The following is a 10,069-nucleotide window of genomic DNA, read 5'->3' as shown; positions in this document are numbered from 1 at the left end:
AAAATAAAATACAGCTTTTTTACCAAAAAACCCCCAAGAATGTCGTTGAATTTTTTATTTTTTTTTTTGGTTTTTTTTTTTTATCGGTAAATTTTTTTTTTTTAAAAACAAGGGTTTAATTTTTGGGTGGGTTTTTTTGTTTTGGTTTTGAGATCCTGTTTTTTTTGTATTCTTTACTTTTTGTATTGAAACAAAAAGTAACAAAAAAGTCACGGCTGAATATAAAAAAGCGACTTTTCTACGTCGTCATGCTGGTCCGCAACCCAAGCCGCTATCGCTATGAGGGTTGCTCCTTAACGCATGACCGACTTGAAAAGATACGCTTTTTTCTATAAGGCCGGGGGCGTTCTAACGGGAAAGAAGTGAATACAACATGGTGTGCTTTGAGTCATTAGTCGTTAGACATTAGTCGTTGGACGTTAGAAAGTCGTAAGTCAAAAAGTCGTAAGTCGTAAGTCATTTTAGCGGTCAGCTATCAGCGATTAGCAATTAGTTTCAACATCAATCAACACTTCTTTGCTCTTGCTTCTTTACTCTTTCTTCTCAACTTAAAAGTCGTTAGACGTTAGTCAAGGAGGACGTGTAAGCACGCTCATTTATAATTTAAAATTCAACATTTAAAATAACTCCAAAGAGGGTCTTTGCTCTTGCTTCTTTGCGCTTTCTTCACACACTATGCTCTTGGGATGCTCTCGGGGTGCTCTCGATGTGCTCTCGATAAAAAAGGTAAATAATCGGTAGCACATCGGTAGCACATCGGTAGCACATCGGTAGCACATCGGTAGCACTGCGAACAACGTAGGCGAAAAAAGGGGGATTTTGATTAACGATTGACGATTTTGATTGTTGATTTTTGGATTGGTATTGAGATCCTGCTTTTATTGGATTCTTTACTTTTTGTCTTGACACAAAAAGTAACAAAAAAGTCAAGGCTGCATATAAAAAAGCGACTTTTCTACGTCGTCATGCTGGTCCGCAACCCGAGCCGCTATCGCTATGAGGGTTGCTCCTTAACGCATGACCGACTTGAAAAGACACGCTTTTTTCTATGAGGCCGGTAGCGTTCTAAGGGAAAAGAAGTGAATACAACATGGCGCACTTTTAGACATTAGACTTTGGACGTTAGCGTTATTAGTGGCCCCCTAACCCCCAAAGGGGGAATAGTGATCTGCCTATGCCGGCAGGCAGGCTAGTGACTAGTGACTAGTCGTTAGTTAGAACGCCCATTTATAATTTAAAATTCAACATTTAAAATAACTCCAAAGAGGTCTTTTCTCTTGCTTCTTTTTTCTTTGCCACGAAGGCACGAAGGCGCAAAGGTTTGAGGGCACTAAGTATGCGGCCTTTGGTCTTTTTTTAAACCGCAAAGGTGCAAAGGTTGCGCGAAGTACGCAATGGATTAAGTATGCAAAGAATCGCGGCCTTTGGTCTTTTTTTAAACCGCAAAGGAGCAAAGGTTACGCGATGTACGCAATGGATTAAGTTTGTAAAGAATCGCGGCCTATGGCCTGCTTAAGGATCTTAATGTTTACGGTTTAGTGGGTATACTTAATTCCTTAATGTTTAAAAAGTCGCAGCCCCGAAGGGTCGGGACAGTCGCTGCGTTTAGTCGTAAGTCAAAAGTCGTAAGTCAAAAGTCGTAAGTCGAGAGTTGGTTGAGGTAGTTGCAATCGCAGTATTCAGTATTCAGTGTTCAGTGTTCAGTGTTCAGTGTTCAGTGTTCAGTGTTCAGTGGGCAGACATTAGACTTTATTCGTTAGACGTTGGAAGGCGTTCGACCACAACTGTCTTTTCAATCCATGGATTGCTCAGGAGCTTAGCGGCTCAGCCTCTCAGTAGCTTATTCAACCCAACAAAATCCTCCCATAGGCTTCCGCGGCTTTGTGCACCTGTTCGGTCCAGTCGGAGGCGGCATTGTCGTCGGCGCCGTCGGAGATATATTTGAGGCAAAGGAACGGGATGTTTTCTTGTTGGGCGATGTAGGCGAGGGCATAGGCTTCCATGTCGACTACGGTATACAGCGATTCGGCATGCTCCATTTCAAAACTGTCGCCGGTGCCACACACCGCGTGAGGGAGTCCGGCAAAGGGTTCGCCATAGTCCAACACCACCGGAAGACCCGACAACGGTGTCTCATACAAGTTAAAACCCAACCCTCGCACATCCATATCGCGTTGCACAAATTGGGTACAATGCACCACGGTCCCTTTCGGAAAATGGGTACTGCCCACCGTGCCTAAGTTGATGATTAGTTTGGGCCGTTGTGCCGCGATGGCTTTGGTCAACGCATAGGCCGCTTGCACCTTGCCAATCCCTGTGAAGAGAACATTTTGCCCCTCAAAGACCTCGGCCGCTTCGGCTTTTAACGCAAAGCAAAAAAGGACTTCGTGAGGAGAGAAGGAGCGAATCATTCGTATTATTATAAATTTTGAATTTTAAATTTTAAATGCTAAATGGTTCCGCTCAAAGAGTACAATTCTCTTTTTTCGGGACTAACGTGAAACTATTTTATAGCTACTGCGGTTCTGAGCCACTAAGCTTTTGAGAAATTTAGAACATTAGTTTTCAAGAATCCAACCTGATCCCGAAATTTCGGGAGAAACCCCGCTACACCGCTACATCATACTCGCGTAAGGCATCATTCAACGACGTTTTTAAGTCGGTGGAGGGTTTGCGTTTTCCGATAATCAGGGCGCAAGGTACTTGGTAGCTTCCTGCTCCAAAGGCCTTGGTATAACTGCCGGGGATCACTACCGAACGCGCAGGGACCACCCCTTTGTATTCCACGGGTTCGCTACCCGTCACATCGATGATTTTGGTAGAGGCAGTCAAACAGACATTGGCACCCAAAACGGCTTCTTTTTCCACCCGAACCCCTTCGACCACGATACAACGCGATCCGATGAACGCACCGTCTTCAATAATCACAGGAGCTGCTTGTAACGGTTCTAATACGCCACCGATACCCACGCCACCACTCAAGTGAACGTCTTTACCGATTTGGGCACAGCTCCCTACTGTTGCCCACGTATCCACCATCGTACCTTCATCGACATAGGCGCCGATATTCACATAACTCGGCATCAAAATCACGCCTTTGGCAATATAGGCACCGTGACGGGCTACGGCGTGCGGCACTACGCGAATTCCTTTTTCGGCATACCCCCGTTTTAAAGGCATTTTGTCGTGGTATTCGAAAATACCGACTTCAAAGGTTTCCATTTTTTGAATTGGGAAATAGAGCACCACGGCTTTCTTCACCCATTCGTTCACTTGCCAGCCGCCTTCCACGGGTTGGGCAACCCGAAGCGTACCGGCATCGATTAAGTTGATTACCTCCCGAATGGCATTTTGCGTTGCTTCTTCTTTCAATAATTCGCGGTTTTCCCACGCTTGTTCTATCGTTTGTTGTAATCCTGTCATGTCGTAAAAATTGAGTCACAAAGATAATAGTTTGTTTGTTTGTTTTTTAGGGACGGAAGACTGGATTTTTCCAACGGTACCCATAGCGGATTTTTTGGTAGGTTCGCCCCCAAAATCCGAGTTGTTTGTAACGCCGTTTGCCTTCCGAAAGCAATCGGGGGTCCCATTGTGGTGCTTTCTCTAATCGTTGTTCCCAGTGGGGATAATACGCCAAAAGAGCATTGATTATCGGTCGAAATTCTTTAAAATACCAATAGTGATGCACCTCATTTTTCGTTTCCGCCAAGGCGGTGTGTTGCAGCGCTTCTGAAACGGCGATTTGTTCCATACTAAACAGCGGATAGGTTGCATACAATACATCCATCAAGGCTTCGGCGCGCTGTAGGAGCGGGAGATGCCGATTGGAAACCCCTATGCATCCTGAATTCCAAACCTCAAAGGCTTCACTCAACCGAACAATTTCGCCGTTGGGTAAAGGAAACGTGGACTGTTTCCGCAAGACTTTTTTCATTTTACGGGCAATACCCCCTTTATTATTGTGCAGCGGTCCTTCGTTGGTATCCATGAATACCGTTCCCCGTTCGATAGCCTCAAAAATAGCTGTCAGCGGTTGTAGTAGTATACAATCGGTATCGAGATAGAGAAATGCCCCTGTATACTGTTGCAAGCACTGTTGCAGTATTTTGATTTTCACGCGATAGGGGTAATCGTTGGGTCCTTTGGCTTCGGTAAGTACTTCGGGAGTCAGCGGATGGTACGTTATTTTGAGGGGAAGCTGCGGTTGAAGGTACGCCGTATCGTCGGAGAAAATATGGATGTGAAATGCGGGTTTGGGATGTACATGCGCCAAGGACAGCAGTGCCCAAAGCAACTCATTTTGGTAATCCCGGTGTCCAAAAGCCACAAATATGAGGTGATATGATGCATTCATCGTACAAAGATACCCATCCTTTGGCTGAGCAGCCCAGTAAAGTTTACACATTTTTTAAGAAAATAATTCAGCAATCTACTTAGTTTTGAACGCAAAATGATTTCCCTATGCGATACCTTGTTTTCCTATTAGTTCCCCTTACGTTCTCATTGTATTCCTGTACATCCAAAGAGCCCAAAACGGAACCTTCTTCCCCAACGAAACCGAACGTAATTTCTGCCAAGCAAACGTTGGATTATCTCGGCGTTTACAAAGGGGTTTTGCCCTGTGCCGATTGTGAAGGAATAGAGACGCTGTTGGAATTGCAAGACACCACCCGTTTTGTCCTGACCACCCGTTATTTGGGCAAGTCGGAAACGCCTTTTGTGGTTCGCGGCACTTATGGTTGGAATGCCAATGAAACGCAGATTCAACTTGACAATCAAAAGGGGGGACCCTATGCGTATGCCGTTATGGAGGGAAGTTTACAGCAATTGGATTTGCAGGGAAAACCCATCACGGGCGATTTAGCGTCACGCTATCGGTTGATCAAAATGAAAAAGGATGCACAAACTGGGGAATTGTTGGTGGCCAAAGAAGCTACCGTGGTCAAAGGTACTACGCCTGCCGCCCCTATTGCCTTTGCTTTAGCGGGAACCGAGTGGCGTTTGCATACCTTGTTGAAAAAGAAAATTCGCGCTCCCAAAAAACCATTTACGCTGACATTACTCTCCAAAGACGCCCGTTTTACCGCGTATATGGGTTGCAATCAAATCGGAGGGCAGTACATCATGCCCTCGGTCGATGGGTTGGCTTTTACCGCGGTGATTTCGACCAAGATGGCCTGTCCCGATGATCAAGTCGAGGCTACGTTTGTCAAATTATTATCGCAAGTCGATGCCTATTCTATTCAAAAGGATCAATTAATACTGCGTCAAGGGAAAACGGTATTGGCCCAATTTTCTGCGGCCAAATAATCCGTATCTTTGTCGCATGCCACGAATTTTAGCCCTTGATTACGGACGCAAACGCACGGGAATAGCCGTTACCGATGATTTGCAAATTATTGCCTCGGGACTCACGACGGTCGATACGGCGCAATTGTTTCCTTTTCTGGTGGATTATTTTAAAAAAGAGGACGTACGGAAAGTGTTGATTGGCGAACCCAAACAGATGAACGGTTTACCCTCGGAAAGTGCGCCTTTGGTAGCTGCTTTTGTGGTGCAATTTCAAGCGGCCTTTCCCGATATTGTCGTGGAGCGGGTGGACGAACGGTTTACCTCAAAAATGGCATTTCAAACGATGATTGATAGTGGACTCTCGAAGAAGCAACGTCAAAATAAAGGATTGGTTGATGAGATAGCCGCTACCATTTTATTGCAGGATTACTTGAGCCGTAAAATGATATAAATCCTTTATCGGCGCTGTTTTTTTTGCTACTTTTGCCCCATCTTTAAATACATATCCATGATTTTACCCATCGTTGGTTACGGCGATCCTGTTTTACGAAAGGTTGGGGCCACCCTAACCCCTGATTACCCGCAGTTGTCTGAACTCATTCACAACATGTACGATACCATGTACAATGCGTATGGCGTAGGGTTGGCGGCGCCGCAAATTGGACTGCCGATTCGCTTGTTTGTCATTGATACCGAGCCGTTTGCCGATAGTGAATCGCTTAGCGCGGAGGAAAGTGCCCAGCTGAAAGGATTCAAGCGCACCTTTATCAATGCGCAAATTCTTAAAGAGGAAGGCGAGGAGTGGGGGTTTAACGAAGGCTGTTTGAGTATTCCCGATGTTCGCGAAGATGTGTACCGAAAAGAGCGGGTGACTTTGCAGTATTGCGACGAAAACTTTGTGGAAAAAACTGAAGTTTTCGACGGATTGATTGCACGGGTGATTCAACACGAATACGACCATATTGAAGGGATTTTATTCACCGATAAAATATCCATGTTGAAACGTACGTTGATAAAGAAAAAACTTCAAAATATCATGGATGGTAAGGCGCGTCCCGATTATCGCATGCGTTTTTACAACAAAAAAGGACGTTAATACAAACAAATAAATATATTTGCCCCCATTAAAAATACACTCAGTATGAAAATTGATAAAATATTGGCCATTTCTGGAAAGCCCGGGCTTTATGAGTTGAAAATACAAACCCGTTCAGGTTTCGTTGCCGAATCGTTGTTGGATGGAAAACGAATTACGGTAGGCTTGCGTAGTAACGTGAGTTTGTTGTCGGAGATTTCGATGTATACCTATACCGAAGAAAAACCTTTGGTAGAGGTGTTGCGCGCTATTGCACAACTGGAAAACGAAGGACCGGCCCTTTCCCACAAAGAGGATAATGCCAAATTGATTGCCTATTTTGAGACCGTGCTGCCCGATTACGATCAGGATCGCGTGTATGCGTCGGATATCAAAAAAGTATTGAACTGGTACAATATTTTGCAAGCCAAAGGGATGGTTTCGAAAGAGGAGCCAACGGTTGAAAACGCTGAAGAAATCAAAGAACAAGTCGTAGCGGCGGAGAAAGCCAAAAAGAAAACGACGAAGAAAAGCGAATAAATTCCACAAGGTGATTTAAATATTCAAAATCCCGATCGATTTAACGGTCGGGATTTCTTATTTTTACCCCAAACCGAATTCTATGCATACCCGCGAAGCACAACTGCAAGCCTTCAACCGATTGCTCGATATCATGGACGATTTACGGGAAAAATGTCCCTGGGATAAAAAGCAAACCCTCCAGTCCTTACGTCATTTGACTATTGAAGAAACCTATGAATTGGGCGATGCCATTCTCGATAACGACCTAGAAGAAGTTAAAAAAGAGTTGGGCGATCTCCTCTTGCATATTGTTTTTTATGCGAAGATTGGCAGCGAAACCGCCTCGTTTGATATTGGTGATGTGGCCCACGAAATTGGTGACAAACTCATCCATCGGCATCCGCATATTTATGGCGATGTAGTCGTGGCTGATGAGGAGGAAGTGAAACGCAATTGGGAAAAATTGAAGTTGAAAGAGGGGAAGAAATCGGTGCTGGAAGGTGTGCCCAAAGGGTTACCTGCGCTGGTGAAAGCCAGTCGGATACAAGATAAGGCGAAAGGGGTTGGTTTCGATTGGGAGCAACCCGAACAGGTTTGGGAAAAGGTGCAAGAGGAATTGCAGGAATTGCAAGAAGAAGTGGCTACAGGGGACCAAGACCGTATCGAATCGGAGTTTGGCGATGTGCTGTTTTCGATGATTAATTACGCTCGGTTTTTAAATGTTAATCCCGAAGATGCCTTGGAGCGCACCAACAAAAAGTTTATCAAACGCTTTCAATATTTGGAAGAAAAGGTCAACGCTATGGGAAAATCCCTAGCCGATATGACCTTGGCGGAAATGGATGTGTATTGGAATGAGGCGAAGAAGATTTGAAGATTTGTTGATTTGAAAATTTGAAAATGAAACTTAATAACAACTAACGACTAAAGTCTAAAGTCTAACGACTAAAGTCAAAAGTCTAAAGTCTAACGTCTAAAGTCTAACGTCTAAAGTCTAACGTCTAAAATATACTATGGAAAAACACGAATTAAAACGTACGCTCGGACTCATTGATGCGACCAGTTTGGTAGCGGGATCGATGATTGGGTCGGGGATATTTTTAGTCACTTCGGCCATGGCTCGCGATGTGGGTTCGGCCGCCTGGATCTTGGTTTTATGGTTGGTCACCGGACTCTTAACGATGTCGGCGGCGTTGAGTTATGGGGAGTTGGCTGGTATGATGCCGAATGCGGGGGGACAGTTTGTGTACATCCAACGGGCGTATGGCAAGTTGGTTTCCTTTCTTTACGGTTGGACGGTATTTACGGTGATACAAACAGGAGTGATTGCGGCGGTTGCGGTGGCGTTTGCCAATTATACGGCGGTATTTTTTCCGGTGTTGGAACAAAAGATTTTTGCCTACGAAAGTTTTGTATTTACCAACAAGCAAATCTTGGCGATACTCAGTATTTTTTTACTGACCTACATCAATACCCGTGGCGTTCAAAACGGGAAGATTATCCAATTGGTGTTTACCTCGGCTAAATTACTTGCGCTTTTTGCCTTAATCATTCTCGGGTTGTACGTAGGATTACAGTCGGAGGTGTTGTCGGCAAACTTTGCTACAGCTTGGGAGGCCCAAAAAACGGTGGAAAACGACGGTACGCTCACGGTTTCCCTATTGAGTGGCGTGGCGTTGTTGGGTGTCATGGGCGCAACCATTATCAATCCGTTGTTTTCCAGTGATGCGTGGAATAATGTGACGTTTATCGCGGGCGAAATCAAAGATCCGAAGCGCAATATTCCCCGCAGTTTGTTTTTGGGGACCTTGATTGTAACCATTATCTATTTGTTGGCCAATGTGGCGTATTTGTCTTTATTACCCCTCAACGGTTCTCCCGACGGTGCCACGGTGATGGAGCGTGGGATTATGTTTGCCGCCGAAGATCGAGTAGGGGCGGCTGCGGCCAGTGTGATTATGGGCAACGTAGGCGTGTTGGTCATGGCAGGCTTGATTATGGTATCGACGTTTGGGTGTAATAGCGGCCTTATTTTGAGTGGCGGTCGTTTGTTTTATGCCATGGCGCAAGACGGTTTGTTTTTTAAAAAAGCAGGCGAACTCAATGACAAAGAAGTGCCGGCACGGGCGTTGTGGGTACAAGCGATTTGGGCTTCTTTTCTGTGCCTAACCGGTAAGTATGGGGATTTACTCACCTATGCTACCTTTGCTTCCTTATTGTTTTATATTTTGACGATCGGCGGACTTTTTATCTTGCGTAAGCGAGAACCCGACGCGGAACGACCGTACAAAGCATTCGGCTATCCCTTTGTACCCCTATTGTATATGTTGATTACGGCGTCAATTTGCATGGCCTTACTGATTTACGACACCCGTAACGCGGGCTTAGGCTTAGGGATTGTGGCCTTGGGCGTGCCGGTGTATTATGTGTTTTTGCGGAGCCCCCAAGCCCCCAAAGGGAGGATTTAGATTAACGATTGACGATTGTTGATTAGTGATTAGTGATTAGTGATTAGTGATTGGTGATTGTTGAATTTTGATATTGACATTGACATTGATATTGACATTGACATTGACATTGATATAGTTATCTAATTTTTGATGAACTCTTTACTTTTTGTCTTGACGGAGGAGAGTCGTAAGTCACAAAGTAGTAATTCATTTTTGCAGTCAGTGTTCAGCCCCTAAGGGTCGGGATCAGTGTTCTGCTATTAGCTTTCTCACTTCCCAAAGTAAGTCTTTGATCTTGCTTCTTTGCTCTTTTTTCTATAAGGCCGAGGGCGTTCTGAGGGAAAGGAAGTGAATACAACATGGTGCACTTTTAGTCGTTAGACGAAAGAGTGACTAGTCCCGAAACTTCGGGGGTAACTAGTAACTAGTGATTAGTCGTTAGTCAAGGAGTACGTCTTAGAACGCCCATTTAAAATTTATAATTCAAAATAGCCTGAAACGGTCTTTTCTCTTTCCTCTTTCTTCTTTCTTCTTTCTTCTTTCTTCTTTCTTCTCAACCGCAAATGAAGAGTCGTTGGACATTAGTCGTTAGATATCATTAAAATAGTATGCATCCAGTATGTCTTCGCGATAGAATCTGTTGAATCGCTCTACATAACCGTTCTGCATAGGTTTTCCTGGTTGTGTATATTTTATTTCGATATGTTTGCTTTGACACCAATTTGTGAAC

10 protein-coding genes are annotated in these 10,069 nt (G+C 44.6%); 6 read left to right on the top strand and 4 right to left on the bottom strand.

Features of this window, described 5'->3' with window-relative positions; all coding sequences use genetic code 11:
• Positions 1–1,844: 1,844 nt before the first annotated feature.
• The 3 genes from O9316_RS10925 to O9316_RS10915 all read right to left on the bottom strand — a co-directional run bounded on the left by O9316_RS10925 (position 1,845) and on the right by O9316_RS10915 (position 4,405).
• Positions 1,845–2,411, bottom strand: a complete 567-nt coding sequence (locus O9316_RS10925; RefSeq protein ID WP_298205587.1) for a nucleosidase — start codon at positions 2,409–2,411, stop codon at positions 1,845–1,847.
• 196 nt (positions 2,412–2,607) lie between these two features.
• Positions 2,608–3,423: a 2,3,4,5-tetrahydropyridine-2,6-dicarboxylate N-succinyltransferase gene (locus tag O9316_RS10920; protein WP_298205586.1), complete on the bottom strand. Its 816-nt coding sequence runs from the start codon at positions 3,421–3,423 to the stop codon at positions 2,608–2,610.
• Between the two features lie 46 nt (positions 3,424–3,469).
• The gene (locus tag O9316_RS10915) at positions 3,470–4,405 is read right to left on the bottom strand and encodes a hypothetical protein (protein ID WP_298205585.1); all 936 of its coding nucleotides are present in this window, start codon (positions 4,403–4,405) and stop codon (positions 3,470–3,472) included.
• A 56-nt stretch (positions 4,406–4,461) separates the two neighbouring features.
• Between O9316_RS10915 and O9316_RS10910 the strand changes: the two genes are divergently transcribed.
• The 6 genes from O9316_RS10910 (at position 4,462) to O9316_RS10885 (ending at position 9,357) form a co-directional block, all read left to right on the top strand.
• On the top strand, positions 4,462–5,310 hold the full coding sequence (locus O9316_RS10910) for a copper resistance protein NlpE N-terminal domain-containing protein (RefSeq protein ID WP_298205584.1): 849 nt from the start codon (positions 4,462–4,464) through the stop codon (positions 5,308–5,310).
• A 16-nt stretch (positions 5,311–5,326) separates the two neighbouring features.
• Positions 5,327–5,743: a Holliday junction resolvase RuvX gene (ruvX, locus tag O9316_RS10905; protein WP_298205583.1), complete on the top strand. Its 417-nt coding sequence runs from the start codon at positions 5,327–5,329 to the stop codon at positions 5,741–5,743.
• Positions 5,744–5,800: 57 nt separating this feature from the next.
• Entirely contained in the window at positions 5,801–6,388 is a 588-nt protein-coding gene (def, locus tag O9316_RS10900) for a peptide deformylase (RefSeq protein WP_298205582.1), read from the top strand.
• Between the two features lie 45 nt (positions 6,389–6,433).
• Complete coding sequence (locus O9316_RS10895) at positions 6,434–6,907, top strand: DUF5606 domain-containing protein (protein WP_298205581.1); 474 nt, start codon at positions 6,434–6,436, stop codon at positions 6,905–6,907.
• 82 nt (positions 6,908–6,989) lie between these two features.
• On the top strand, positions 6,990–7,763 hold the full coding sequence (gene mazG, locus O9316_RS10890; RefSeq protein ID WP_298205580.1) for a nucleoside triphosphate pyrophosphohydrolase: 774 nt from the start codon (positions 6,990–6,992) through the stop codon (positions 7,761–7,763).
• A 139-nt stretch (positions 7,764–7,902) separates the two neighbouring features.
• Positions 7,903–9,357 carry an amino acid permease gene (locus O9316_RS10885; RefSeq protein ID WP_298205579.1) on the top strand — a complete coding sequence of 485 codons (1,455 nt, stop codon included), beginning with the start codon at positions 7,903–7,905 and terminating at the stop codon, positions 9,355–9,357.
• Between the two features lie 570 nt (positions 9,358–9,927).
• Here O9316_RS10885 and O9316_RS10880 read toward each other — a convergent pair.
• Positions 9,928–10,035: an integrase core domain-containing protein gene (locus tag O9316_RS10880; RefSeq protein ID WP_298347193.1), complete on the bottom strand. Its 108-nt coding sequence runs from the start codon at positions 10,033–10,035 to the stop codon at positions 9,928–9,930.
• Between the last annotated feature and the right edge of the window lie 34 nt (positions 10,036–10,069).

Source organism: Flavobacterium sp. (assembly GCF_027533505.1).
In the GTDB taxonomy this organism is placed as follows: Bacteria; Bacteroidota; Bacteroidia; order Flavobacteriales; family Flavobacteriaceae; genus Flavobacterium.
Note: the sequence above shows the minus strand (reverse complement) of the source record. Positions and strands in the feature narration are given on the sequence as shown.

What these genes read in the sequence shown, in the direction of transcription:
- O9316_RS10910 (WP_298205584.1), top strand. Translation starts at nt 4,462, where the DNA reads ATGCGATACCTTGTTTTCCTATTAGTTCCCCTTACGTTCTCATTGTAT.
- O9316_RS10895 (WP_298205581.1), top strand. Translation starts at nt 6,434, where the DNA reads ATGAAAATTGATAAAATATTGGCCATTTCTGGAAAGCCCGGGCTTTAT.
- O9316_RS10915 (WP_298205585.1), bottom strand. Translation starts at nt 4,405, where the DNA reads ATGTGTAAACTTTACTGGGCTGCTCAGCCAAAGGATGGGTATCTTTGT.
- ruvX (WP_298205583.1), top strand. Translation starts at nt 5,327, where the DNA reads ATGCCACGAATTTTAGCCCTTGATTACGGACGCAAACGCACGGGAATA.
- O9316_RS10920 (WP_298205586.1), bottom strand. Translation starts at nt 3,423, where the DNA reads ATGACAGGATTACAACAAACGATAGAACAAGCGTGGGAAAACCGCGAA.
- O9316_RS10885 (WP_298205579.1), top strand. Translation starts at nt 7,903, where the DNA reads ATGGAAAAACACGAATTAAAACGTACGCTCGGACTCATTGATGCGACC.
- def (WP_298205582.1), top strand. Translation starts at nt 5,801, where the DNA reads ATGATTTTACCCATCGTTGGTTACGGCGATCCTGTTTTACGAAAGGTT.
- mazG (WP_298205580.1), top strand. Translation starts at nt 6,990, where the DNA reads ATGCATACCCGCGAAGCACAACTGCAAGCCTTCAACCGATTGCTCGAT.
- O9316_RS10925 (WP_298205587.1), bottom strand. Translation starts at nt 2,411, where the DNA reads ATGATTCGCTCCTTCTCTCCTCACGAAGTCCTTTTTTGCTTTGCGTTA.